General features: G+C 63.0%; 31 protein-coding genes. 16 read left to right on the top strand and 15 right to left on the bottom strand.

The annotated features are described in order from the left end of the window. A partial coding sequence (locus ACK41V_RS19540) for an RHS repeat-associated core domain-containing protein (protein ID WP_409784778.1) occupies positions 1-489 on the top strand: 489 nt, incomplete at its 5' end. 5 nt (positions 490-494) lie between these two features. Next, a complete protein-coding gene (locus ACK41V_RS19535; protein WP_409784777.1) occupies positions 495-1,118 on the top strand; it encodes a hypothetical protein in 624 nt (207 codons plus the stop codon). A 340-nt stretch (positions 1,119-1,458) separates the two neighbouring features. Here ACK41V_RS19535 and ACK41V_RS19530 read toward each other — a convergent pair whose 3' ends face one another. The 8 genes from ACK41V_RS19530 to lplT form a co-directional block, all read right to left on the bottom strand. Continuing rightward, on the bottom strand, positions 1,459-2,217 hold the full coding sequence (locus ACK41V_RS19530) for a hypothetical protein (protein WP_409784775.1): 759 nt from the start codon (positions 2,215-2,217) through the stop codon (positions 1,459-1,461). Then, positions 2,214-2,621, bottom strand: a complete 408-nt coding sequence (locus ACK41V_RS19525; protein ID WP_409784774.1) for a DUF2628 domain-containing protein — start codon at positions 2,619-2,621, stop codon at positions 2,214-2,216. The genes ACK41V_RS19530 and ACK41V_RS19525 overlap by 4 nt, the downstream gene beginning before the upstream one ends. Positions 2,622-2,726: 105 nt before the next feature. Beyond that, on the bottom strand, positions 2,727-3,212 hold the full coding sequence (locus ACK41V_RS19520; protein WP_409784772.1) for an OmpA family protein: 486 nt from the start codon (positions 3,210-3,212) through the stop codon (positions 2,727-2,729). Between the two features lie 88 nt (positions 3,213-3,300). After that, positions 3,301-3,789, bottom strand: a complete 489-nt coding sequence (locus ACK41V_RS19515) for a hypothetical protein (protein ID WP_409784770.1) — start codon at positions 3,787-3,789, stop codon at positions 3,301-3,303. Beyond that, on the bottom strand, positions 3,780-4,352 hold the full coding sequence (locus ACK41V_RS19510) for a hypothetical protein (protein WP_409784768.1): 573 nt from the start codon (positions 4,350-4,352) through the stop codon (positions 3,780-3,782). Before ACK41V_RS19510 ends, ACK41V_RS19515 begins: the two co-directional genes overlap by 10 nt. A 221-nt stretch (positions 4,353-4,573) precedes the next feature. After that, complete coding sequence (locus ACK41V_RS19505) at positions 4,574-5,059, bottom strand: glutathione peroxidase (protein ID WP_409784766.1); 486 nt, start codon at positions 5,057-5,059, stop codon at positions 4,574-4,576. A gap of 62 nt (positions 5,060-5,121) precedes the next feature. Then, a complete protein-coding gene (locus ACK41V_RS19500) occupies positions 5,122-6,018 on the bottom strand; it encodes a DMT family transporter (protein ID WP_409784764.1) in 897 nt (298 codons plus the stop codon). 198 nt (positions 6,019-6,216) lie between these two features. After that, the gene (gene lplT / locus ACK41V_RS19495) at positions 6,217-7,521 is read right to left on the bottom strand and encodes a lysophospholipid transporter LplT (RefSeq protein WP_409784762.1); all 1,305 of its coding nucleotides are present in this window, start codon (positions 7,519-7,521) and stop codon (positions 6,217-6,219) included. Between the two features lie 170 nt (positions 7,522-7,691). Between lplT and alr the strand changes: the two genes are divergently transcribed. After that, on the top strand, positions 7,692-8,819 hold the full coding sequence (gene alr, locus ACK41V_RS19490; protein WP_409784761.1) for an alanine racemase: 1,128 nt from the start codon (positions 7,692-7,694) through the stop codon (positions 8,817-8,819). Positions 8,820-8,963: 144 nt separating this feature from the next. After that, positions 8,964-9,848, top strand: a complete 885-nt coding sequence (locus ACK41V_RS19485; RefSeq protein ID WP_409784760.1) for a hypothetical protein — start codon at positions 8,964-8,966, stop codon at positions 9,846-9,848. Positions 9,849-10,233: 385 nt separating this feature from the next. On the opposite strand, the gene ACK41V_RS19480 is transcribed toward ACK41V_RS19485, so the two are convergent. After that, positions 10,234-10,905: a cytochrome b/b6 domain-containing protein gene (locus ACK41V_RS19480; protein WP_409784758.1), complete on the bottom strand. Its 672-nt coding sequence runs from the start codon at positions 10,903-10,905 to the stop codon at positions 10,234-10,236. Between the two features lie 164 nt (positions 10,906-11,069). On the opposite strand from ACK41V_RS19480, the gene ACK41V_RS19475 reads away from it, so the two are divergent. Next, positions 11,070-11,525, top strand: coding sequence for a c-type cytochrome (locus ACK41V_RS19475; protein ID WP_409784756.1), 456 nt, complete (start codon positions 11,070-11,072; stop codon positions 11,523-11,525). 262 nt (positions 11,526-11,787) lie between these two features. Here ACK41V_RS19475 and ACK41V_RS19470 read toward each other — a convergent pair whose 3' ends face one another. Next, complete coding sequence (locus ACK41V_RS19470; protein ID WP_409784754.1) at positions 11,788-12,291, bottom strand: TlpA disulfide reductase family protein; 504 nt, start codon at positions 12,289-12,291, stop codon at positions 11,788-11,790. A gap of 197 nt (positions 12,292-12,488) precedes the next feature. Here ACK41V_RS19470 and ACK41V_RS19465 point away from each other — a divergent pair, with 197 nt between their 5' ends. From ACK41V_RS19465 to ptsP, 5 genes are read left to right on the top strand one after another with little or no spacing between them, the layout of a single operon-like run. Continuing rightward, on the top strand, positions 12,489-13,025 hold the full coding sequence (locus ACK41V_RS19465; RefSeq protein ID WP_409784752.1) for a hypothetical protein: 537 nt from the start codon (positions 12,489-12,491) through the stop codon (positions 13,023-13,025). Further along, on the top strand, positions 13,022-14,287 hold the full coding sequence (locus tag ACK41V_RS19460) for an MFS transporter (RefSeq protein ID WP_409784750.1): 1,266 nt from the start codon (positions 13,022-13,024) through the stop codon (positions 14,285-14,287). The genes ACK41V_RS19465 and ACK41V_RS19460 overlap by 4 nt, the downstream gene beginning before the upstream one ends. After that, on the top strand, positions 14,284-14,736 hold the full coding sequence (locus tag ACK41V_RS19455; RefSeq protein WP_409784748.1) for a PTS sugar transporter subunit IIA: 453 nt from the start codon (positions 14,284-14,286) through the stop codon (positions 14,734-14,736). The genes ACK41V_RS19460 and ACK41V_RS19455 overlap by 4 nt, the downstream gene beginning before the upstream one ends. After that, a complete protein-coding gene (locus ACK41V_RS19450) occupies positions 14,705-14,974 on the top strand; it encodes an HPr family phosphocarrier protein (protein ID WP_409784747.1) in 270 nt (89 codons plus the stop codon). The genes ACK41V_RS19455 and ACK41V_RS19450 overlap by 32 nt, the downstream gene beginning before the upstream one ends. Beyond that, the gene (ptsP, locus tag ACK41V_RS19445) at positions 14,971-16,728 is read left to right on the top strand and encodes a phosphoenolpyruvate--protein phosphotransferase (protein WP_409784745.1); all 1,758 of its coding nucleotides are present in this window, start codon (positions 14,971-14,973) and stop codon (positions 16,726-16,728) included. Before ACK41V_RS19450 ends, ptsP begins: the two co-directional genes overlap by 4 nt. An 85-nt stretch (positions 16,729-16,813) precedes the next feature. Here the strand turns inward: ptsP and ACK41V_RS19440 are convergent, their stop codons facing one another. The 5 genes from ACK41V_RS19440 to ACK41V_RS19420 all read right to left on the bottom strand — a co-directional run bounded on the left by ACK41V_RS19440 (position 16,814) and on the right by ACK41V_RS19420 (position 20,525). Next, a complete protein-coding gene (locus ACK41V_RS19440; RefSeq protein WP_409784743.1) occupies positions 16,814-17,647 on the bottom strand; it encodes a DMT family transporter in 834 nt (277 codons plus the stop codon). Between the two features lie 81 nt (positions 17,648-17,728). Further along, complete coding sequence (locus ACK41V_RS19435; RefSeq protein ID WP_409784741.1) at positions 17,729-18,439, bottom strand: AraC family transcriptional regulator; 711 nt, start codon at positions 18,437-18,439, stop codon at positions 17,729-17,731. A gap of 38 nt (positions 18,440-18,477) precedes the next feature. Beyond that, on the bottom strand, positions 18,478-19,458 hold the full coding sequence (lipA, locus tag ACK41V_RS19430; protein WP_409784740.1) for a lipoyl synthase: 981 nt from the start codon (positions 19,456-19,458) through the stop codon (positions 18,478-18,480). A gap of 26 nt (positions 19,459-19,484) precedes the next feature. Continuing rightward, entirely contained in the window at positions 19,485-20,180 is a 696-nt protein-coding gene (lipB, locus tag ACK41V_RS19425) for a lipoyl(octanoyl) transferase LipB (protein WP_409784738.1), read from the bottom strand. Positions 20,181-20,207: 27 nt separating this feature from the next. Then, positions 20,208-20,525: a YbeD family protein gene (locus ACK41V_RS19420; protein ID WP_409784736.1), complete on the bottom strand. Its 318-nt coding sequence runs from the start codon at positions 20,523-20,525 to the stop codon at positions 20,208-20,210. A gap of 288 nt (positions 20,526-20,813) precedes the next feature. Here ACK41V_RS19420 and ACK41V_RS19415 point away from each other — a divergent pair, with 288 nt between their 5' ends. The 6 genes from ACK41V_RS19415 to atpA all read left to right on the top strand — a co-directional run. Then, complete coding sequence (locus ACK41V_RS19415) at positions 20,814-21,287, top strand: ATP synthase subunit I (protein ID WP_409784734.1); 474 nt, start codon at positions 20,814-20,816, stop codon at positions 21,285-21,287. A 19-nt stretch (positions 21,288-21,306) separates the two neighbouring features. Further along, complete coding sequence (gene atpB, locus ACK41V_RS19410; RefSeq protein WP_409784732.1) at positions 21,307-22,185, top strand: F0F1 ATP synthase subunit A; 879 nt, start codon at positions 21,307-21,309, stop codon at positions 22,183-22,185. A 54-nt stretch (positions 22,186-22,239) separates the two neighbouring features. Further along, on the top strand, positions 22,240-22,509 hold the full coding sequence (atpE, locus tag ACK41V_RS19405; protein ID WP_007847749.1) for a F0F1 ATP synthase subunit C: 270 nt from the start codon (positions 22,240-22,242) through the stop codon (positions 22,507-22,509). Between the two features lie 34 nt (positions 22,510-22,543). Beyond that, positions 22,544-23,014, top strand: a complete 471-nt coding sequence (locus tag ACK41V_RS19400; protein WP_409784729.1) for a F0F1 ATP synthase subunit B — start codon at positions 22,544-22,546, stop codon at positions 23,012-23,014. A gap of 10 nt (positions 23,015-23,024) precedes the next feature. Continuing rightward, positions 23,025-23,567 (top strand): F0F1 ATP synthase subunit delta, encoded by a 543-nt coding sequence (locus ACK41V_RS19395; RefSeq protein WP_409784727.1) that lies wholly within the window; start codon positions 23,025-23,027, stop codon positions 23,565-23,567. A gap of 42 nt (positions 23,568-23,609) precedes the next feature. Continuing rightward, positions 23,610-24,790, top strand: a 1,181-nt coding sequence (atpA, locus tag ACK41V_RS19390) for a F0F1 ATP synthase subunit alpha (RefSeq protein WP_409784725.1), incomplete at its 3' end; no start/stop codon positions are given.

The following is a 24,790-nucleotide window of genomic DNA, read 5'->3' as shown; positions in this document are numbered from 1 at the left end:
AACACGTTCCGGTACTACGATGCGGACCTGGGGGCGTTTACGACGCCTGACCCGATTGGGCTCATGGGCGGGCTGAATCTGCATCAATATGCACCCAATCCCATCAGTTGGATTGATCCTTGGGGATGGGAAAAATGTGGAACAGGCCATCCGTTGAAGTGGAACGGCGCTCGCGATAGGGATGGACTTACGCGTAAAGATCATGTTAGGAGGCACGGGGCTGATACTCCTGGCAGAAACGTGCCGCACGGAGTTTTTTCCGGTAATCCTCTCAACCAGACTGCAGAGGCATGGAAAATCGCCAAAGAGAGGGGAATTCAGCCCCAGACGCAGCCAAACGGTAACCTGGCTTACACAATACCGATGAGGAATGCCGGCATACAGGGAGGAAATCCAAATCATCCTGATCATGGTAAGATATTGAATAATGTTTTGATAATTACAAAACCCAATTCAAATCAAGTTGTTACCTCGTATCCTGTCCATTGATAATTATGAAAAAAATCAATTTTCTATATCAAGATTCCGCTCATTTGGAAAGGCAAAGCGATGGGCTAAATTTTGTTATTGCGCCTGAAATCAATGGGGGTGCGATTTGTGTATATTGCAATGAATATGATTCATTCGCGTTGTCAATCGCTGATTTCGAAAAAAATAATTTCGTTGTTGTCTCAAGGTCGAATAAATTTCGAGCAGCGACGCTGGAAGAAATATGCCAACAAGGGCTTTCAACGTTTGTTGATGTGATCAGAACATACGACACTCAAAGCAAACAAGAGAAATATGTTTATTTGCATCAAGATGCTTCGATTGATGCTCTGAAGTATGCATTTTTCACATTTAAAAATATTGATTATCAACAAGAAGGGGTGTATTGCAATATCCCGGAATTTTATGATGAAGGTATATATTTCTTCTCCGTAGAGGAAGATTGTTTTTGGCGCAGCCTAGAGGACTTTGGGTCGCAAAGTAAGGCGACAAAATTCAAGGCTCATAAGGTAGTTCCAACGTCTTTGTCAAAGATATATGAGGCTGGCTATCTAGATTTCGTTGTGGGAGTCAAAGAGTTTTCTTTAGGTCGCGAAGGGCTCGTTGGCGTAGATGTAATCGAGTTTTAATCTGTTTACTACCCATCCCTCTTTGGCGATTAAATAGTCCGATCGCCTGATCAGAGTGCCATCAGCAGCTACCCCGCTGTTCCGCATTGATGAAGCTGGGGCCATAGAACCCCACCCATCCGCGGTGCACGAGTTGGGAGGTGACGCCAGCAGGCATGCGGGACAGCGTGCCTATTTGCCAACCTAGTCTGGTCAGACCAAGTCAATGTTCTGAGACGTGCGAGCAATGATGGGCAAGGCCAGCCACCCGCCACAACAACGGCAGATCAAAAGGGCCTAAAGCCTCAGCCGCAGCAGGAGCGCCCACTGCACGGCCTCCGGCAACTCGATTCCGCGTAAGTCAGCCGTGTGCCATTCGCTGTAACTTGCGCTTGCGCAGCGATTTATCGATCACAACAATGCAGGCCAGCACCAGGCCCAACGCAGCCAGTACCAGTAGCCCCGAGCCAACGCACACCACGCGAAATTGTGCTTCGGCGTCTCCTTGTTCGCGCTCGTAAGGCATCTGGATGGCATCGAAAATTTGGACGGGCAGCTCTTGGGTGCTGCTGCGGCTCCAGCAGGCCACGATGGCGAATCGTCCGTCGATGAGGAGGACATCGCCTGCTAGTAGTTGCGCTGCGCGAAAGTCTTCTGCGGGTTCGCTCGTATCGGACGCAGGGCTTTGCGCTGAAGACCGGGCTATCTCGAAAAACACGCTTGGAAAGCCAGACTTCTGCTCCAGCGCAGTGGTAACCGGGGCGTCAGGCCCCAGGCCAAGCTGTTTTCGCAGCCCAGCCTGGATGTGCTCCTCCGCAAATTCCATCGAGAGCTCTGGAAAAAGCTTAAAGACCCACGAAACGTGCCATGGCAGCTCGATTTCAACCAATGCGAACTCCACGCCTTTTTCGTCGCGTCCTTTGAATACAGACGCCAAGCCCGTACCGCGCAGTTCGGCCGAAGAAAGTTGCCGCAGGGGCAGGTCTAGCGAAAGCGCCACCCCACTCGGGAGGCGGGCTGTTTCAGCCGCGGGCACCGCAGTCGCCAAGCTGAACCAGCCCAGGGCCACCATGAGGGCCAGCGCCAACCAGTGCTTTTGCATTGCCGCGATCCGGATCACACCCGCCAGTCTTCGCGTCCCAGCACCTTCTTTTGGTAATACAGCGCGTTCACGCGGACGCCACAGGCCATGGTCAGCCCAACGCCTAAGCCATTCATCACGCTGTCGGGGACGCCCAGCATGCCCCCGATGAACCCGAGGGCCAGCCCAGCGCTGACCAAGAGGATTGCCTGACGCCACAAGCCCAGCACCAAGAGGTAGATGAACGAGAAGAAAAATGCGTAGAAATTCATGCCGACCTTGATGCGGTCCTTCCAGTGCAGCTGCTTGATCGCTGCTTGAAACTCGGGTGACGGAGCCCCGAGACCCGGAACGCCGTGCTTATCGAAGAAATCGAATCGGAACTTCCACTTGTCACTCAGACTGGAATCAAGTCGAGAAATATTGTTGTTTGCGTCAGTCATTGGAGTTCCAAAAAAATCAAATCACAAACGTCAAGAAAGTGCCTCAAGAAGAGTGCGACGAAGATGACGTGGTGCTGAGCAGGACACCGCCTAGCCAGTGGCCTCTCACTTCGCCACGATCTTCACCGCGTGCAATCCCTGCATGGTGTTGAACTTCACCCGAATCGTTTTGGCGGGGACGCCCAGGCGCACGAGTTCGTTGCGGGCGGCCATGGCGCGCATGAGGGCGATGTCTTTTGCGTCGATGGGGGCGTCTTTGCGGTTGCAGTAGCCGGTGATTTCCAGGCGCTCGTCGGCGGTTCTGGTGTCGGCAAGCCGGGCCAGCAACGCCAGCGTTTCAGCCGAGAGCTTGACCTGGGCGGGGGTGAACTGCGCCACCATGCCATCGTCGGGCAGGCGCGGCGGCTGGGCCACGGGCTCGGGGGGTGCTGCGGTTTCTACCGGTTGGGGCGCGACGTCGGCGGGTGCGGCGGTGTTTGCGGTGGTGTCTGTTTCAGGCGGCGTGGAAGGCGCACAGGCGCATCCGGCCAAAACAACCACCATGCTGGCGGCCAGCAGACTCAGTGAAAAGGAGCGGGGAGTGATAGTCATGAGAGGGATTTAAAGTAGACAAAAGGAATCGGCGGGCGTGCCTCGGACAATCCGTGCTGGGTTAAAGCCGACGGGCGCTCGCTGCCTGCTATTGCGACAGCTTCCAGAAGGTGACTTGCGCGAACTTGGCGTCGTTGGCCCAGGGGTCCCAGATGGTCTTGTCGCCTTTGCTCATGGCGCCGGGCCAGGCGCCTTGCGACGTCGACATGGCGGGGGCGTAGCTGCCCCGGGTGCGCAGGGTTTCGGTCTTACCGTTCTTGGTGTACGTGTAGCCGCCCGCGGGCAGGTCGCCGCCGGGGTACACCACAATCACATGGCCGTTGGAAGACTCTGTTTTTCCGCCCACCACCAACACGCCCTCACGGGCAAGGCGGCCGACCTGGCCGGAGGCGACAACCTTCCAGTGCGCTTGGCCGCGTAGGTGTTCCACCAGTGCGTTAGCGTTCATCCACGGCTGGCTGGGCAAATACTGCTTGATGACGTGCCAGGCCGCGTGGCTGCACGAATGCGGGTGCAGTGCATAGGCCGCATCACAGGCTTGTTTGAGTTTGCTGACAGAGTTGGCGTCTACGGGCACGGGGTCTTGTCCTCTAGGGGGATGGGATGGGGCGATGACGGGGCTTTGGACTGGTAGGCCTGGGCCTTGGTGCTCCAGCGCAGACTGGGCAAGCGGTAGTTGCCGCCCACAGTGGGTGACAGCACTGTCAGTCGCAGTTCGTGCGGGATGCCGCGGCGCCATTGCCCTGCGCGCACCACCAGCTCTTGGGGGGGGTCCACCGGGAAGAGGTGCGGAAGGCGGCCCAGGCAGCGCCCGGTGTCATCCAGCAACACGGGCAACGGAAAGCGCTGCCAGGGGGCATCCGCAGGAAGGTGTTGGTAATAGTCGTCGGTGAAGACGCTGACCAACCGAACCTTGACCGGCTGTGCGGGCCGCGCCAGGCCGCAGGCCTTGACCGCAGACCGGTACGGTTCTATGTCTGCGGGCAGGGCCACGGTGGCGTCCACGGCCTGGCACTGGGCCGCAGCCACGGTGACGAAGTCATTGCCCGCCAAAGCGGGCGCCGTGGGCAAGGTGAGCAGGGCGCAGGCCAGCCATGGCGAGCGCACAAGCGCCCGCGTGGCAGGTGTTGTCAATGTCAATGGAGTCCCCCCGAGCAGCAAAGTGAGCGAGAGGGTGATCTGGCGTCACCCTGAAGTGACGTGGAGTGTCGCCGCAGTTTTTTACGGTTTGGTCTCAGTGACGGGGTTTGGCAACCGCTTGCATCACCTTTAACAAATCAGAACAGTTGTGTGCTGTAGGGCTTGGCTGCAACGGTGTGCCTGCGCTTTGCACCGCCATGGGCGCAGCGCAGGCAACGGGCTCAGCGCAACGCGGCTTCGATGTCGCCCGCCAGCTTCTTCGGCGCGTCCTGCGGCGCATACCGGCGGATCACTTGGCCATCCTTGCCCACGAGGAACTTGGTGAAGTTCCATTTGATGGCCTTGCTGCCCAGCAGGCCGGGGGCTTCGGCGGCGAGCCATTTGTACAGCGGCGAGGCGTTGGCGCCGTTGACGTCGATCTTGCCCATCATCGGAAAGCTCACGCCGTAGTTCAGCTGGCAGAAGCTGGCGATCTCGTCGTTGCTACCCGGGTCTTGGCTGCCGAACTGGTTGCAGGGGAAACCCAGCACCACCAGGCCCTTGTCGGCGTACTGCTTGTGCAGTTCTTCCAGTCCACCAAACTGCGGGGTGAAGCCACAGGCGCTTGCCGTGTTGACGATGAGCAGTACCTTGTCCTTGTACTGGGCCAGCGGCACGGTCTGGCCGTTCATCTGCTGGGCTTCAAAGTCGTAGATGCTGGTGGGCATGAGAAAGCTCCTGGGTTGGGATGACGCGCCATGGTAGCCGCTGCCCTTCCGCGGTGTGCGGCTCAGTGTGCGGCGGCACTGGGGCGGCGAAACTGCAGCGCGGCAAGCAACGATGCCAGCAAAATCAACGCACCGCCCACCACGGTGCGCGTGCTCAAGGTGGATGCGCCCAGCAGTGCCGACGACACGCTGGCAAAAATCACTTCAGACAACATCACCAGCGCCGTGGTGCCGGCCGCCAGCCGTGCTGCGCCGAACTGCAGCGCCCAGTTGCCCAGCATCAGCACCCCGGCCAGCAGCAAGCCGGTGATGACCCAGGTGCTGTTGAATGCAGGGAAGTGCTCCACCACACCCACCTGCAGCCCGATGCTGGCCACCGCCAGCGCCATCAGCATGCAGCCGCCAAACATGGTGGCCATGCGCGCAGGCCCCGGCACGGCGTGCAGGCGGCGCAGCGTGACGTTGGTGAGCGCAAACATGAAGCCGCCCAGCAGCGCCAGCGCGTCGGCCAGGCTGAGGTTCTGCCACAGGCGCGCGGCGGGTGCGCCCTCGGGCAGCAACACCAGCACCACCCCCGCAAAAGCCAGGGCCAGGCGCAGCAGCGCCGCAGGCGTGGGGCGCTCGCCCAAAATCCGCCAGGCCAGCAGCACCGCCCAGGCGGGCATCAGGTAGAACAGCAGGATCACGCGCACCACGTCGCCAATCGTGACGGCCCAGTTGAACGCCACGTTGTTCAGGCCCGACGCCAGCGCCAGCACCCACAACTGCGGGTGCGCGCACACTTGCCGCCAGATACCCGGCCGCCATGCCAGCAGCGCCAGCAGCACCACCGCGTACATGCAAGCCGTGGCCCACAGCGGGTGCAGGCCCGCGCGGTGCATCAGCTGAAACGGCCACCAGGCCAGGCCCCACACGAAGGCGTTGAACAACAGGGCAGCGAAGGGAAGGGACGGGTGCATTAAGAGCAAAAACAGGCTCTAACGCTTGATGTATAAGCGCTAAAAGCTATTGAAAGCGTAGCAAAACACGATGTTCGGCATCGCACGTGACGTACGAGACTGGCGCGGCCGAGGCCAGTGTCACCGTGGAACTGGCTCCGCCAGGCCACTGGTGGCGTCCCCCTCAGGGGGAAGGCGCCGAAGGCGACACAGGGGGAGTCAATGGTGCGTATCGTGCCGCGCAATCTGCAGCAGGTGATTGACTTCGTCGGTGTAGTGGATGCAGTTTTGCTGGTGCCAGCGGCGAATGATCCACATGATGCCTGCCACCACCAGACCGAACGTAATGATGGCGCCAAACACCGACAGCCCGAACTTGAGCGACAGGCTGTAGAACGCCCCCAGCCCCAGGATGCACGCTTGCTCGTTGAAGTTCTGTACGGCGATCGACCGGCCCGCGCCCATCAGGTTGTGGCCACGGTGCTGCAGCAGCGCGTTCATGGGCACCACCAAGTAGCCGCCCAGGCCGCCCAGCACGATGAGGAACGGAATGGCCACCCAGATGTTGCTGATGAACACCATCAGGATGAGTAGCAGGCCCATGGCAATGCCCAGCGGGATGACCTTGGTGGCCATGTCCAGGCGCATGCGCATCGACGCCACCACGGCGCCCACAGCGGTGCCGATGGCCACAACCCCGGTCAGCGCCGACGCCTGCGTGGTGTTGTAGCCCAGCGCCACGGCGGCCCAGGCCAGCACGATGAACTTGAGGTTGCCGCCCGCGCCCCAGAACAGCGTGGTGGTGGCCAGCGAGATCTGGCCCAGCTTGTCGCGCCACAGGCGGCCGTTGCAGGCCCAAAAGTCGGGCAGCAGGCTCAGCGCGTTGGACACCACGGAGCGCGAGCTGTCCGCGCGCAGCGGGCGCATTTCGACGCCGGTGTGGGGGATGCGGGTGTTGAACCAGGCCGCCAGGGCGTAGACCAGAATCAGCGCCGCAATGGCGGCCTCTGCCGGTGTGTCCACGCCGGTGTCGAGCCAGGGGATGTCGATGTTGAGCAGCCAACCCGACAGGTGCATGCCCACCAGCTGGCCGCCCAGCAACACCCCCAGAATGATCGATGCGATGGTGAGCCCCTCGATCCAGCCGTTGGCCTTGACCAACTGGGATGCAGGCAGCAGCTCGGTCAGGATGCCGTACTTGGCGGGCGAATACGCCGCAGCCCCCAGCCCCACCACCGCATACGCCATGAGCGGGTGCGAGCCAAACAACATCATCAGACAGCCCACCACCTTGATGGCATTGCTGACAAACATCACCTTGCCTTTGGGCAGTGCGTCGGCAAACGCGCCCACAAAGGGCGCGAGCACCACATAGAACAGCGCAAACATCGGCACCAGAGCGGCGCGTTGCCACTCGGGGGCTCCCCCTGTGCGCAAGAGTTCAACGGCGGCGACGAAGAGTGCGTTGTCGGCCAGCGAGCTGAAAAACTGCGCCGACATGATGGTGTAAAAGCCGCGCTTCATCGAATGGCTGTTGGGTGCATCAGTTGGGCTGATGTCCTGGTAAATGTGAGGAATCGTAGCGGGGGACAGGCGGTTATATCACGCGGATAAACGGCCGCAGTGCCAGAATCCTCCGCGTAATCCCCTGGTAATTCCCCGGTAATTCACTGACAACGACCTGGTCCTTCTCCATGCCCCGTCCCATTCAAGCCACGATTCACACCGCCGCACTGCACAACAACCTGGAGCGCGTTCGCCAGGCGGTTCCGGACGCCAAGGTCTGGGCGGTGGTCAAGGCCAACGCGTATGGCCATGGCATTGAGCGGGTGTTTGAGGGCTTGCGCGGCGCCGATGGGTTTGCGCTGCTGGACCTGGCCGAGGCCGAGCGCGTGCGCCAGCTGGGCTGGCGCGGCCCCATCCTGCTGCTGGAGGGCGTGTTCGAGCCGCGCGACCTGGAGCTGTGCTCGCGCCTCGGGCTGTGGCACGCCGTGCACTGCGACGAACAGATCGACATGCTGGCCGCCCACAAGACGCAGGTGCCGCACCGCGTGTTCCTCAAGATGAACTCGGGCATGAACCGGCTGGGCTTTACGCCGCAGCGCTACCGCAGCGCCTGGGCGCGGCTCAATGCGCTGCCGCAGGTCGATGAAATCTCGTTCATGACCCACTTCAGCGATGCCGACGGCCCCCGCGGCATTGCGCACCAGATGGCGGCTTTCGGCACAGCGGCTGAAGATCTGCCGGGCGAACGCAGCCTCTCCAACAGCGCCGCCACCCTTCGCCACGCCGCCGCTGCCGGGGTGCGTGCCGACTGGGTGCGCGCGGGCATCGTGATGTACGGCAGTGCGCCGGACTTTCCCGAAAACAACGCCAGCCACTGGGGCCTGCAGCCCACCATGACACTGTCCACGCGCATCCTGGCGGTGCAGCAGCTGCAGGCGGGCGATACCGTGGGTTATGGCTCGCGCTTCACGGCCGATGGCCCGCTGACCATTGGCGTGGCGGCCTGCGGGTATGCCGACGGCTACCCCCGCCACTGCGACACCGGCACGCCCGTGCTGGTCAACGGCGTGCGCACCCGCCTGGTGGGGCGGGTCAGCATGGACATGGTGACGGTGGACCTCACGCCGTTGATCGCCAGCGGTATGCAACTGGGCACCGATGTCGGTTTTGGCAGCGAGGTCACGCTGTGGGGCCGCGCCAGCAACGGTGCGGTGCTGTCCATCGACGAGGTGGCGCAAGCGGCGGGCACGGTGGGGTATGAACTGATGTGTGCGCTGGCGCAGCGGGTGCCCACGGTGGTGGATGGCGCTGCGTGAACGGAATGCGCCCTGGCGCCGACAACTTCACGGAACACGGCCGGTGTGGCGTGTCCGGCGCATAAAACTGGTGTGAAATGGCGCTGCGCTGGCGGGCCACCCGTGCCGCAGTGCCCATTTTTTCAACCGCACCGCGTCCCTTCCATGGCCACATCCCGCAGCGACCGCAGCAGCAACAGCAAGTCCAAAAGCACCGCCAAGACGTCCAACTGGCGCTCTGTGCGCATGCCCCACCACCATGTGGCGCGCACCCTGCAGCAGCGCTACAGCCTGCGTTTGCACGGGTTGCTGATTGGCAGCTTCACGCTGGTGCTGATGTGGTGCACCTCCCACGTGCAACTGCTGCTGGGGGTGGACACGCTGGCGCTGCGCTATTTGGTGACGTTGACGGTGGGGTACCTGGGATATTTGCTGCTGCTGCGCGCCTGGGCGTCGCGGCTGGTGCGGCGGCGTGATGCGACGGGGGACGGTGGGGGCGGAGACCTGCCCGACATTTCGTGGCCCAGCGGCAATTCGTCAGGGGGCGGCGGACAGGTGCCGCTGCCGCGCACCGGCGGCGGCGACTTTGGGGGCGGTGGCGCGTCGGGCGACTTTGGCGGGGGCTGGACATCGGGGTTGTCCAACGCGGGCTCGGGCAGCAGCAGCGACTCCAGCGCCTTGGGCGACCTGGCCAGCGGCGCGGCGGACGCCATTGGCAGCGCCGACGAAGGTGCGGTGGTGGTGGTGCCGGTGGTGGCCATCTTCCTCATTGGTGCCGCGCTGATTTTTGGCGCGGGCTCGCTGGCCATGCTGTTCTTTGGGTGGGACGTGTTGTTGACCGTGGCGGTCGAGCTGGCGTTCTCGGTGGCCACAGCCCGCGCCGCCGTGGGCGTGGAGCGCGAAGGCTGGCTGAGTGCCGCCGTGCGCCTGACCTGGAAGCCGCTGCTGGGCGCGCTGGTCTGCGCCGTGGTGCTGGGCGCCACCATCGACCACTTCATGCCCGGTGTGCAGTCGCTGCCGCAAGCGGTGCGGGTGCTGCAGGGGCGTTGAGCGGTAGAGGCCGTGTTGTGCATTAATCCTAATTTGATAGCTGCTAGCGCTTATGGAATAAGCGCTAGAGGCCAATTTGACTCATATTTTCAGAATCTGCACCCTGCGGCGTGGCGGCCCCTGGCACTAGTCCAGTGAAACCGGGAAATCGGCAGTACGCCGGTGCTGCACGGGGTGCAGGGCAAGGCGCAGGCCGCAGCCAAGGCTGGCCGCCTTGGCAAGGAATGCAACGCTGCCATGCGTCCTGTGCAGCTCCGGCCCTTCGGGTGAGTGCCTGGCTGGCCCGCATGCGTCGTTGCCGTGCTCGCCGGGTGACCAACCCGGCTGCGCCCGCCGCCTAACCTGCGGGGCGGCCAGGCGCTCACGTACCGCCGATTTCTCAGATTCACTGGACTAGGGACGAAACCCACCATGCCAACCCCACGCTCAGGGCCAGCACAACCAGCGCGATGGCCCGGGTCAGCATGTCGTCGCGCGAAGCGGTCACTGGGTGGGTCAAGGCCTTGTCTCCGTGCAGCATGGGGCGAACCAGCCGCTGTTTGCGCACCAGCACATAGAACAGGATGGCCAGCACATGCAGTGCCACCAGGCCCAACACGAGGTACTGGCCGATTTCCTTGTGGTACCCGGTGGCCTGGCCGACAACAGCGTTGGAGACAAAACGGGTCAGTGGTCCGGCAAAGGCGATCTCGTCATCGCTGAGCAGGCCGGTGCCCACTTGCGCCACCAACACCGCCAGCAGCGCAAAGACCGACAGTGCGCCCAGCGGGCTGTGGCCCACGCTGTCTTCGGGGTGTGGCGTGCCGCGCAGGTAGCGCACCAGCCGGGCCGGGGCGTACACAAACGCGGCAAACCGGGACCACCGACCTCCAATCAGGCCCCAGACGATGCGAAACACGAGCAGTGCAAGCACCAGATGCCCAAGCCGGAAATGCCACTCCATGGCGTTTCCACCGACCTTGGCTGTGATCACCAGCGCGATCACGCTGGCGGCCAGTGTCCAGTGAAAGATGCGGGTGGGAAGGTCCCAGATGCGTACGGTGTGTGGCGTCGTCATGGTGTGGGTGGGTGGGTTGCTTGGGCGTTGGGTGGGGCGAAATGATGGCATTGTGCGGGACTGGGGGTTTGTCCGGAAGCCTGCAGGCTGCGTAAAAGCAGGCAAACCGGCATACTGCCAACCGCCCCTGTAGTTTCTGTCCCCCACGAAAAAAGGAAGCTCTCATGAAAGCACTTGCCGCGTTCACCCTTGCCGCTGCCGCCCTGACCCTGTCGGCACCAGCGTCTGCGCAGTTTGCCAAAGCTGAAGACGCCATCAAATACCGCCAAAGCGCGTTGTTTGTGATGGGCCAGCACTTCAGTCGCCTGGGCGCCATGGCCAATGGCCGTGTGCCGTTTGACGCCAAGGTGGCGCAAGACAACGCCGATGTGGTGGTTCAGATGGCCAAGTTGCCGTGGGCGGGGTTTGGCCCGGGCACCGACAAGGGCGCTCCGACCAAGGCGCTGCCTGAAATCTGGACCGAGCAGGCCAAGTTCAAAGAACACTCCGAGAAGCTGGAAGCCGAATCGATCAAGCTGGCGGCTGCTGCCAAGACGGGCAATCTCGACAACCTCAAGACCGCGTTTGGCGCCGCGGCAGGCACCTGTAAAGCCTGCCACGACAACTACCGCGCGAAATAGTGTCCAATCCCCTAAGCGGCTGTGCCGCTTCCCCCTTCTCTCTGCGCGCTACGCGCTCCGGGAAGGGGGACGACGCCAGCGCACGCAAGCGAAGCGCCGCCCACGCGGCTTGGCGGCCCTTGCGCGGCGTCCGCTGGTCTGGGAAGCGCCAGTTGTGGATGCCATATCGCAAAATCAATAGCTATCAGCGCTTGCTGCATAAGCGAAAAAGGCCGATTTCATAGGAAATCGGCCTTTTGTTTTTTGCAAAGACAGAAACCGTTCAGGTCTCCGCCAGCAGCTTCTCGATGAGCTGATGCAGTTCGGGGAAGTTGGGAGCGCCGACAAAGGTCTTCACGATCTCACCGCGTTTGTTCACGATGAAGGTGGAGGGCGTCAGCCGCACGTCGCCCCAGGCATGGGCCACGGCGCCGGTGTTGTCGATGGCGACCTTGAAGGGGAGTTTGCGGGTTTCGGCAAAGTTCACCACGTAGCTGGGTGGGTCGTAGCTCATGGCGACCGCCACGGTGTCAAAGCCCTGGCTTTGGTACTTGTTGTACGTGGCCACAATCTCCGGCATTTCGGCCACGCAGGTGGTGCAGCTGGTGGCCCAGAAGTTCACCAAGGTGACCTTGCCCTGCATGTCTGCGGTGGTTTTGCTGGAGCCGTCCAGCAGCACAAAGGTCGATGCAGGCGCCGCGGCACGGCCGGTGTCCAGATACACATAGGCGCCAACGGCCGCAAACGCCGCCACCGCCACACCTGCTGCCCAATGCTTGATCGCCATGACTTCACCATCCATCCAGAACAAGGGCCTCGCCCAAACCGGCATTGTGCCGGACGCGGTACCGGGGCCTCTACCAGCGTGGCAGCGCCCCGGTTCACAGCGGGGGTGGACTCGGGCGCGCCGCAAAAGTTCGGTGCCGCAACGGGTTTGACGGGCCCGTGCACCAAACATGGGCGGCACTGCCGATAATCGACCCAATGAATTGGACACTGACGGGCGCCACTGCCCTGCTGCTGCTTGCGGGCTGCAGCCCCGCGCTGAACTGGCGCAACGTACCGTTGCCCGACGCCGCGCTCACCATCACGCTGCCTTGCAAGCCTGACCGGGCCACGCGCCACGTCGAACTGGCGGGCGCACCCGTGGAGTTGTCCATGGTGGGCTGCGATGCCGACGGCGCCACCTTTGCGGTGTCGCACGCGGCGCTGACCGACCCCTCCCAAGTGGGCGCCGCGCTGACGCACTGGCGCAGCGCTGTGCTGGCCAACCTGGGGCAGGGTGCTGCCGCCACTGCAGTCGACGCGCCGTATGCGCCCCCGGGCGTATTGCCCGTGCCGCAATCGGTACGCACCACCATTCAAGGACAACGTGCGGACGGCAGCGCCGTCGCGGCGCAGGGCGTGTGGTTTGCGCGTACCGTGGGGCCGCAGGTGCGGCTGTACCACGCCGTGGTCTACACCCCCAAGCCCCGGCCAGAGGTAGCCGACCAGTTCTTTGCCGGGTTGGCGTTGCAATGAGCGGCGTGCTCCCGCGGCGCACCGCCGTCATCGTGTTTCTGGCGTTTGCCTTTGCGTACTTTTTATCGGCCTTGGTGCGGGCGGTGACCGCCACCCTGGCGCCCACGCTGGCAGAAGAATTCACGCTGCAGGCCAGCGATCTGGGGTTGCTGGCGGGTGGGTATTTTCTGGGGTTTGCGGCCACGCAGTTGCCCCTGGGCACCTGGCTGGATCGCCATGGCCCCAAGAAGGTGGCACTGGGCTTTTTGGGCGTGGCGGTGGCGGGCAGCCTGGTGTTTTCGGTGGCGACCGGGTTTTCGGGCCTGCTGGCGGGGCGCGTGTTGTGTGGTGCGGGCGTCAGCGCCTGCCTGATGGCGCCGCTGACGGGCTACCGGCGCTGGTTGGATCCGACGGCCCAGATGCGCGCCAACTCCTGGATGTTGATGACGGGGTCGCTCGGGATGGTGGCGTCCACGCTGCCCGTGCAGTGGGCGCTGCCGTTGATGGGCTGGCGGCCCTTGTTCTGGGGGCTGGCTGGGCTGATTGCGCTGTCGATGGTGGTGATTGCGGTGTGGGTGCCCAGTTGGGGCCGTGCCCCCAAGCCGGTGGGCGGAGACGGGTCGCAGGTGGCAGGCGACGGGCCGGTGCCCGAGGGCTACGCCATGGTGTGGCGCCACCCGTACTTTCAGCGCCTGGCGCCCCTGGGCTTTTTTGTCTACGGCGGCATGGTGGCCATGCAAACACTGTGGGCCGGGCCGTGGATGCAGCGGGTGGCGGGCTACACACCGCTGGAGTCAGCGACGGGTCTGTTCTGGATCAATGTCTCCATGCTGTGCACGTTCTGGACCTGGGGCATGGTCAGCCCGTGGTTGCTGCGCAAGGGCCTGGGGGCTGACCGGTTGATGGCCGCGGGCCTGCCGCTGTGCCTGGTGGTGTTGCTGGGCATCATCGTCGCGGGGCCGCAGGCGGGTGGTGGTGCGTGGGCGCTGTTTTGTGTGTCGTGCACCTTTGTCTCGCTGTCGCAACCCGCAGTGGCCATGGCGTTTCCGCAGGCGCTGGCCGGGCGGGCGTTGTCGGCATACAACCTGGTCATCTTTGCGGGCGTGTTTGTGGTGCAGTGGGGCATTGGCCTGGCGGTGGATGCGTTTGCCGCCGCAGGCCTGTCGACCGTGCCATCGTTCCAGGCGGCCATGGGCGTGTACCTGGCATGCAACGTGGCGGCCTATGCGTGGTTCCTGCTGCGGGGGCAGCGCCATAATGTCCTTTCAACCTCCACGCCATGAGCACTATCAGCATCCTCATCATTGCCCACGCCCCGCTGGCCCATGCGCTGCGCGAATGTGCGCTGCACGTGTTTCCCGATTGCGGCAGCAGCGTGACCGCGCTGGATGTACAGCCCAACCAGCCGCCCGAAGAGTCGCTGGCGCAGGCACGCATCCTGCTCGACCAATTGGGTGCCGATTCGACCCTGGTGCTGACCGACGTGTTTGGCGCCACTCCGTGCAACATTGCGCAGCGACTTGTGGATGGCGTGCGCTCGCGGCTGGTGACGGGGGTGAATTTGCCCATGCTGCTGCGCGCCGTGAGCTACCGCACCGAGCCCCTTGACTCCGTCGTCACCCGCGCGGTGGTGGGTGGCACACAAGGGGTGATGCAGGTGGCCATCTCCGCACCGCAGAATCAGAACCGCCGAAACCGACATGATCAAGACTCGTACGACCATCAGCAATAAATTGGGCCTGCACGCCCGCGCGTCGGCCAAGCTCACCAAGCTGGCAGGCAGCTTTCCGTGTGACGTTTTCATGAGCCGTGGCGACCGCCGCATCAACGCCAAAAGCATCATGGGCGTGATGATGTTGGCGGCGGGCCTGGGCTCGGAGGTAGAGCTGGAAACCCATGGTGACCGTGAGCAGGAGGCCATGGATGCCTTGCTTGCTTTGATCGCCGACAAATTTGGTGAGGGTGAATGACTTTCTCAGTCCACGGTCTCGCCGTCGCACGCGGCATCGCCATCGGCCGTGCGGTGCTGGTGGCCTCCAGCCGCGTGGATGTGGCGCACTATTTTGTGCAGCCCGAGCAGGTCGAGGGCGAGATCGAGCGCGTGCGCAACGGGCGCAATGCCGTGGTCGAGGAGCTGCAGCGCCTGCAGACCGACATGCCTGCCGATGCGCCGCATGAACTGACCGCGCTGCTCGACGTGCACCTGATGCTGTTGCAGGACGAGGCCCTCACGGGCGGCGTCAAACACTGGATCACCGAGCGCTTGTACAACGCCGAATGGGCGCTAACCACGCAGCTCGAAGTCATCGCGCGCCAGTTCGACGAGATGGAGGACGAGTACCTGCGCGAACGCAAGGCCGACCTCGAACAGGTGGTCGAGCGCATCCTGCGCTACATGAAAGGCGTGGCCAGCCCCGTGGCACCGCCTACCAGCAGCCCGCGCCGCAAGACGCAGCAAGACTTGCTGCTGGACGACACGGTGGACGTGCCCCTGGTGTTGGTGGCACACGACCTGTCTCCCGCCGACATGCTGCAGTTCAAGCAAAGCGTGTTTGCAGGTTTTGTGACCGATGTGGGCGGCAAGACCAGCCACACCGCCATCGTCGCACGCAGCATGGACATCCCCGCGGTGGTGGGCGCGCGCAGCGCCAGCCAGTTAGTGCGCCAGGACGACTGGGTCATCATCGACGGCGACGCGGGCGTGATCATCGTCGACCCCTCGCCCATCATCCTGGCCGAGTACGGCTTTCGCCAGCGCCAGGTCGAGCTGGAGCGCGAGCGCCTGGCGCGTCTGCGGCACACCCCGGCCATCACCATCGACGGCCACAAGGTCGAGCTGCTGGCCAACATCGAACAACCCGGCGACGCTCCAGCCGCCGTGCGCGCCGGGGCCGTGGGTGTGGGCCTGTTCCGCAGCGAATTCCTGTTCATGGGCAAGACCGGCAACCTGCCCGGCGAAGACGAGCAGTACCGCGCCTACTGCGAGGCCATCGACGGCATGCAAGGCCTGCCCGTCACCATCCGCACCATCGACGTGGGCGCCGACAAGCCGCTAGACCACAAGGCCCACAAGGACAACCACCTGAACCCAGCCCTGGGCCTGCGCGCCATCCGCTGGAGCCTGGCCGACCCGGCGATGTTTCGCACCCAGCTGCGCGCCGTGCTGCGTGCGGCGGCGCATGGCAAGGTCAACCTGCTGTTCCCCATGCTGGCGCACACGCACGAGATCCAGCAGACGCTGGCCCAGGTCGAGCTGGCCCGCGCCGAGCTGGATGCGCGGGGCGTGCCGTATGGCCCGGTACAACTGGGCGCCATGATCGAGGTGCCCGCGGCGGCGCTCATGGTGCGCACCTTCCTCAAATATTTCGACTTTTTGTCCATCGGCACCAACGACCTGATCCAGTACACGCTGGCCATTGACCGGGCCGACGAGGCCGTGGCGCACCTCTATGACCCGCTGCACCCCGCCGTGCTGCGCCTGGTGGCCGATGTGATTGCCGAAGGCGAGCGCCAGGGCAAAAGTGTGTGTGTGTGCGGCGAAACGGCGGGCGACGTGACCATGACCCGCCTGCTGCTGGGCCTGGGCCTGCGCAGCTTTTCGATGCACCCGGCGCAGATCCTGGCCATCAAACAAGAGGTGTTGCGCGCCGACACCCGCAAGCTGGCACCGTGGGCGCAGCAGGTGCTCGAAGGGGACGAGCCCGCCACCTTGCTGGCGTCATAGGCGAGTGATGCAGAAACTCCTGATTTGATAGCTGCTAGCGCTTGCTGCATAAGCGCTAGAGGCCAATTTGACTCATATTCTTGGGTCAGCGTGCCCGCATTCCCATCACCGCCGCGCTGATGATCATCATGGTGGCGAGTGCAATGCTCCAGGTGAACGGGCGGCCACTCACCACCATCAGCAGCGCGGTGGACGCCAGGGGCGTGATGTAGCTCAAGATGCCGATGTGCCGCGCGTCGCCCAGCTTCAGCGCCTTGTCCCACATAAAAAACGACGCCCCCAGCGGCCCCAGGCCGAGCACCGCCAACAGCACCCAGTCACGTGCCTGCAGCGACACCGCAGGCTCCAGCGCCACGTGGCACAACAGCGACAGCACCCCCGACACCAGCCCGAACAAGCCGATCGCCGTGGTCGGAAAAGCCGCCACGCGCTTGGTCAAAAGGGAGTACGTGGCCCAGATGAACGCTGCAGCCAGCGCGGGCAGGTAGCCCCAGGCCAGCGTGCCGCTCAGCTCGCGGCCGCCCACGATCGCAATGGCTGCACCCCCAAAGCCCAGCAGCGCCGCCAGCACGTGGGGCAGGCGCAGCGACACGCCGGGCAGCACCACGGGCGAGAGCACCACGATGAACAGCGGCCACAGGTAGTTGACCAGGTTGGCTTCTACGGGCGGCGCGTTGCGCAACGCGATGAACAGCAGAAAGTGGTAGGCGAAGAGGCCGTACACCCCCAATGCCAACGTACGCAGCGGAATGCGCCACTGCGACGGGTCACGCAGCACAAAGGGCCACGCCGGCACGCTGCCGATGATGAGCGCGATGCCCGTGAGCAAAAACGGAGGCACGTGGGTGAGCGACACCCCCAGCGAGGCGAGGGAGGCCCACAGCGCGATGGCGCCCAGGGCGTACAGATTGGCTTGCATGGTGCGGAGCTTACGCGGGCCCGTCGCCCGCGATCGTCGCGCAACGGCGGTCTGTCGTCGCGCGTCAACGGTCGGTGCAATTCAAGGGTTTGCGCGGCGCAGCGCTGCGGTGAGCGCCGAGGGAGAGCGGTATCCCGTGCGGCGCGCCACCTCGGCCACGGGCATGCCACCGCTGCGCAGCAGCCGGGCCTGCGCCATGCGCTGGTCGCGCAGCCAGGCCATGGCGCCCATGCCGTGCGCTTCGCGGCAGCGCGCGGCAAACTGGCTGGGGCTCAGGTGCACCTGCGCCGCCAGGTCGGCCACGCACACGTCGCGGTGCCACTGCTGTGCCGCCCATTGCTGCAGCGCCGCCCAGTCAATGCTGCGTCGGCGTGACGCGTCTCTTGGTGGGATGTTGTATTGCGCAGAACCTTGCAGCCACGCCTCCAGCAGCAGGGCCGGGCCGTGTGTGGCGGCCAGCGGGCGGCCCTGTTGCAACGCACTGGCCAGGTAGCGCGCCAGCGGCAGGGCGTCCGCAGGCGGCGCGGCGTTGCCGGGCTGCACGGCGCACTGCGCCCACGCGGGATGTGTGGTGTCGAGCACCAGGCACACACTGCCGCGAGAGGACTGAAAGTCGTGGCGATCCCCCGGGGCAATCACGCAACCGCCGCCAGGTGCCAGGCGCACCCCCCGCCCGGAGACCTCCAGCTCCAGCGCGCCCGAGAGGCCCAGCAAGATCTGAAAGTGGTCGTGGCTGTGGCTGCCCGGCGACGCGCCGTAGTGCCGCAGCGAGAGCAATCCAGCTGGGGCCATCGGGTTCGCTGGTTGGTTGGTTTGTTTGGGTCGCGGGGCTACACGCCCGCAGCGTGTGCCTGCTGGTCGGCGTGGTAGCTGCTGCGCACCATGGCGCCCACCGCCGCGTGGCTAAAGCCCATCTTGTAGGCCTCTTCCTCGAACATCTTGAAGGTGTCGGGGTGCACGTAGCGGCGCACTGGCAGGTGGCTGTTGCTGGGCGACAGGTACTGGCCGATGGTCAGCATGTCGATGTGGTGTTCGCGCATGTCGCGCATCACCTGCAGGATCTCTTCGTCGGTTTCGCCCAGGCCCACCATGATGCCGCTCTTGGTCGGCACCTTGGGGTGCAGCGCCTTGAACTTCTTGAGCAGGTTCAGGCTGAACTGGTAATCGGAGCCGGGACGCGCTTCCTTGTACAAACGCGGCGCGGTTTCCAGGTTGTGGTTCATCACGTCGGGCGGCGCGGCTTTCAGGATTTCGAGCGCGCGGTCGTCACGGCCGCGGAAGTCGGGCACCAGGATCTCGATCTGCGTCGTGGGCGACAGCTCGCGGATGTTCTGGATGCATTCCACAAAATGCCCGCTGCCGCCATCGCGCAGGTCGTCGCGGTCCACGCTGGTGATCACCACGTACTTGAGCTTGAGTGCCGCAATGGTCTTGGCCAGGTTGAGCGGTTCGTCCTTGTCCAGCGGGTCGGGGCGGCCATGGCCCACGTCGCAGAACGGGCAGCGGCGGGTGCACTTGTCGCCCATGATCATGAACGTGGCCGTGCCCTTGCCAAAACATTCACCGATGTTGGGGCACGAGGCTTCTTCGCACACGGTGTGGAGCTTGTGCTCGCGCAGGATCTCTTTGATCTCGTAAAAGCGCGTGGTGGGGCTGCCCGCCTTGACGCGAATCCACTCGGGCTTTTTCAGCACTTCGCCGCGTTCCACTTTGATCGGAATGCGCGACAGCTTGGCCGCAGCCTTTTGCTTGGCGAGCGGGTTGTAGTCTTCGGTGGATTGCGCTTCGCGGACGACTTCAGGGGTGCTCATGGCGTGTAGGCAGCGTGTAAGAGAGATCAACGCGCGAGACGGATGCTGAGCTGCTGGCCCAGCACCTGCGCGGCTTCGTCCCAGGTGGTTTGGACCCCGATTGTAGAAAGGTCCACCGTTTGCAAACCTGCGTAACCGCAAGGGTTGATGCGCGCGAAGGGCTCCAGGTCCATCGCCACGTTGAGTGCCACACCGTGGTAGGTGCTGTGGCGGCTGACCTTGATGCCCAGTGCAGCGATCTTGCCCAGGCCTTCAAAATCCGGGATGGGTGCTGACACGTCCACGCGCTTTTGCGGCCGCTGGGGCAGCATGGCGTGGCTGTGGGGGTCGTCAAGGCGCACATAAATGCCAGGTGCGCCACCGACGCGGTGGCCTGTGATGCCAAAGTGCGCCAGCGTGCGGATCACGGCCTCTTCCACGCGGTAAACGTATTCCTTGACGAAATAACCAGCACGCTGCAGGTCTATCAGCGGGTAGGCGACCACCTGGCCTGGTCCGTGGAATGTGACTTGACCACCGCGGTTGGTGGCCACCACCGGGATAGCGCCCGGGTGGAGCAAGTGATCGCTTTTGCCCGCCAGCCCTTGGGTAAACACCGGAGCGTGTTCGCAGACCCACAATGCGTCCGGCGTATCTGCCGTGCGCTGGGCGGTGTAGTCCTGCATGGCCTGCACGGTGGAGGCGTAGTCCGCGCGGCCGAGGTTGTGGGTGTCGATGGTCATGCGAGGACTTCGGGCCAGACCGGGTGCTTACAACACCACTTTGACCAAGGGGTGCGAGGACAGGGCGCGGTACAGATCGTCGAGCTGCTCGCGGCTGGTGGCCGTGATGGTGATAGTTACTCCGAGGTAATTGCCACCGCGGCTGTCGCGCAGTTCAATGGTGCCAGCGTCGAAGGTCGGATCAAACTTGCGGGCCAGCTCGGTGACGGCATGCACAAAGCCGTCGACCTTGACTCCCATGACTTTGATCGGAAATTGGGAGGGGTATTCGATCAGCGAATCCTTGCGTTGATCGGTAGCCTGTGTGTCCAGGCCGTTTGCGGGGGGCGGGGTAGAGGAGGTCATGGTGGAAGGTGCTGGTATGTTTGCTGCGATTTCAATAGCTGAATCGGCTTGGCCATTGTGCGGTAGCGGGATGTGGGTGCGACGAGCAGCGTGCATTCTGCATGCGCCAAATCGGTGCATCGGCGCGTTCCGCGTACCTCCAAAGCCGTTGGCCCATCACCACAACAATGCGCGCGGGCGCACTGGTTTCGTGCCGCGGTTGCGGGTCTTTGTCGGGTGGCATGGGTTTTTACTTATAATTAGAGGCTTTGTGAAAGTTGCAGTCTGTAACGCGGGCGTCATTGAACAATGAAAACAATCGCCCCTGAGACGGAAACTGAGGCTGAAGAATCTGACTTCAAGCCCCTGACGGCTGATGAAGCTGCAGTGTGGCGCCGTCGCAATCCTCCCATCTCTGTGTGGAAGGTGGTGGCGGGGCAGGCACTGGTCGGAATATTGGTGGCCCTCGTGGCCTGGGTTCTGACAGGCAGTGTGGGGGTAGGCTGGTCTGCAGCTTACGGCGCACTGGCGGTGGTGGTTCCTGCGGCCTTGTTTGCCCGTGGTGTGTTGCGTCACAAGGCGTCGACCAATCCGCGTGCAGCCATGGTGGGGTTCTTTGGTTGGGAAATTGCCAAGATCGTGCTGACGGTGGCGCTGCTTGCGGCGGCACCTTGGGTCGTCCCGGGCTTGAGCTGGATGGCTCTCGTGGTGGGTATGGTGATCACGATGAAAACGTACTGGGTGGCACTGTTGGTGCGGCCTGGTGTCCGAAAAACCGATTGATATAGAGAAGAGTTGTCCGATGGCCGCAGAAGCGCACGCTCCGACTGCAAGTGAATACATCGTTCACCACCTGCAGCATCTTCAAAACGTCAACCAGACCAAAATTGTTGATTTCACCGTCTTCAATTACGACTCGATCATTGTTGGTTTGGTTCTGGGTGCTCTCACACTTTTGATTCTCTGGTCTGCAGCCCGCAAGGCAACGTCTGGTGTTCCAGGCCGTTTCCAGGCCGCGGTGGAAATGCTGGTCGAAATGGTGGACAACCAAGCCAAGGCCAACATCCACAACGCTGAGAGCCGCAAGTTCATCGCTCCCTTGGGTCTGACCGTGTTCGTCTGGATTTTCCTGATGAACTTCATGGACATGATCCCGGTCGATCTGCTGCCGGCCATCTGGGCGCAAATTTACGGTGCTGCGGGCCACGATCCTCACCACGCCTATCTGCGTGTTGTGCCCACGGCCGACCTCTCCACTACGCTGGGTCTGGCGTTTGCGGTCCTGATCCTCCGGTTCTGGTACAGCGTCAAGATCAAGGGCGCTGGCGGCTGGGCGCATGAACTCGTGTCGGCCCCGTTTGGCACCAGCAAGAATCCCATCTTCGCCCTGATCCTGGGCGTGATCAATCTGCTCATGCAGATCATTGAATATGTCGCCAACACCGTGTCGCATGGCATGCGGTTGTTCGGCAACATGTACGCTGGCGAGCTGGTGTTCATGCTGATTGCCCTGATGGGTGGTGCGGCTGCACTGTCGCTGTCGGGTGTGCTGCTGCCTGTGGGCCACGTCATCGCTGGCACCATCTGGACGCTGTTCCACATTCTGGTGATCTCGCTGCAAGCATTCATCTTCATGATGCTGGCACTGATCTACCTTGGTCAGGCGCACAACGCGCACTAAGTTTCCCTTTCGTTTTTTCTTTCTTTAACTTTTCTTTTTTACTCAGGAGTCATCATGGAAAACATTCTCGGTCTCGTCGCTCTGGCTTGTGGTCTGATCGTTGGTCTGGGCGCTATCGGCGCTTCCATCGGTATCGCACTGATGGGTGGCAAGTTCCTCGAATCGTCGGCACGTCAGCCTGAGCTGATCAATGAACTGCAAACCAAGATGTTCATCTTGGCCGGTCTGATCGACGCTGCTTTCCTGATCGGCGTGGCTATTGCTCTGCTGTTCGCGTTCGCCAACCCCTTCGCTTCGACATTCTTGGCCAACCTGCCCAAGTAAGTCCCGTTCAACGCCACTCTAGAAAGGTGTTGCCGTGAGTATCAATGCGACCCTGTTCGTTCAGGCCATCGTCTTCTTGATTCTGGTGTGGTTCACGATGAAATTCGTGTGGCCCCCGATCGCGAAGGCGTTGGATGAACGAGCCCAGAAAATCGCCGAAGGCCTCGCTGCTGCCGACCGTGCCAAGTCCGAACTGACCGCTGCCAACCAGCGCGTCGAGAAGGAATTGTCGCAGGCGCGCAACGAAACGGCCTCGCGTCTTGCGGACGCCGACCGACGTGCCCAGGCCATCATCGAAGAAGCCAAGTCACGCGCCACGGAAGAGGGCAACAAGATTGTCGCTTCCGCCCGTGCCGAAGCCGAACAGCAAACGGTGCAAGCCCGCGAAGCCCTGCGTGAGCAGGTCGCCGCGCTGGCCGTCAAGGGTGCTGAGCAGATTCTCCGCAAGGAAGTCAATGCCGGCGTCCACGCCGACTTGCTCAACCGCTTGAAGACCGAGCTGTAAGGGGACACACATGGCTGAACTCGCCACCATTGCCCGCCCTTACGCGGAAGCCCTGTTCAAGGCCGCTACTTCGGGTGCGGGCATGGATCTGGTCAGCACTGCTGCCTGGGTCGATGAACTGGCGGCCATCGCTGCCAACCCGCAGTTGCGTCAGCTGGCAGACAACCCCAAGGTGACGGCAGACCAAGTGTTTGCTGTGGTCGCGGGTGTTGCGCGTTCGGCGCTGTCCGATACGGCCAAGAACTTCCTGCGCACGGTCATCGACAACGGGCGCCTCAACGCGCTTCCGGAAGTGGCTGCGCAGTTTCGTGCCCTCGTGAATCGCCGCAGCGGCTCTTCGGATGCCGTGGTGTACAGCGCCTTTCCCATGGACAGTGCCGCACTGTCTGAGGTCGGCGCAGCGCTGGAAAAGCGCTTTGGCCGCAAGCTCAATCTCGCCGTTCAACAGGACGAGTCTTTGATTGGCGGCATTCGCGTAGTGGTGGGTGACGAGGTGCTGGACACTTCGGTCAAGGCCCGTCTTGAACAAATGAAAGCGGCCCTCACCGCGTAACGCGCGGCGAGGACAGCGAACCAAAGAAAGAAGGAAAGAGTCATGCAACTCAATCCCGCAGAAATTTCTGAACTCATCAAGAGCCGCATCGAAGGTCTGGCTGCCAGCAGCGATATCCGCAATCAGGGCACCGTAGTGTCCGTGTCTGACGGTATCGTGCGCGTGCACGGCCTGTCGGACGTGATGGCCGGCGAAATGCTTGAGTTCCCTGCCACCAAGGACGGCCAGCCCTCCTACGGCCTGGCTCTGAACCTCGAACGCGACTCTGTCGGCGCCGTGATTCTGGGTGAGTACGAACACATCTCCGAAGGCGACACCGTCAAGTGCACGGGCCGCATCCTGGAAGTGCCGGTTGGCCCTGAGCTGATCGGCCGCGTGGTGAACGCCCTGGGCCAGCCTATCGACGGCAAGGGCCCTATCAACGCCAAGCTCACCGACGTGATCGAAAAGGTCGCTCCGGGCGTGATCGCCCGTAAATCGGTGGACCAGCCCCTGCAGACCGGCCTGAAGTCCATCGACTCCATGGTGCCCGTGGGCCGTGGCCAGCGCGAGCTGATCATTGGTGACCGCCAGACCGGCAAGACGGCCGTGGCCATCGACGCCATCATCGCCCAGAAGGGCCAGGGCGTCAGCTGCATCTACGTCGCCATTGGCCAGAAGGCTTCGTCGATCAAGAACGTGGTGCGCGCACTGGAACAAGCCGGTGCCATGGACTACACGATTGTGGTGGCCGCATCGGCCTCCGAATCGGCTGCCATGCAGTACGTGTCGGCCTACTCGGGCTGCACGATGGGCGAATACTTCCGCGACCGCGGCCAGGACGCCCTGATCGTTTATGACGACCTGTCCAAGCAAGCTGTTGCATACCGCCAAGTGTCGCTGCTGCTGCGCCGCCCACCGGGCCGCGAAGCCTACCCTGGCGACGTGTTCTATCTCCACAGCCGCCTGCTCGAGCGCGCAGCCCGCGTGAATGCCGACTACGTCGAAGCCTTCACCAAGGGTGAAGTCAAGGGCAAGACCGGTTCGCTGACGGCACTGCCCATCATCGAAACGCAAGCCGGCGACGTGTCCGCCTTCGTTCCTACCAACGTGATCTCGATCACGGACGGCCAGATCTTCCTGGAAACCAGCCTGTTCAACGCCGGTATCCGCCCCGCCATCAACGCCGGTATCTCGGTGTCGCGCGTCGGTGGTGCCGCCCAGACCAAGCTGGTGAAGAACCT

The organism is Acidovorax sp. (assembly GCF_046291265.1).
Classification (GTDB): Bacteria; Pseudomonadota; Gammaproteobacteria; order Burkholderiales; family Burkholderiaceae_C; genus Acidovorax.
The sequence above is the reverse complement of the archived record's forward strand: the minus strand, read 5'-3'. Positions and strand labels throughout refer to the sequence as shown.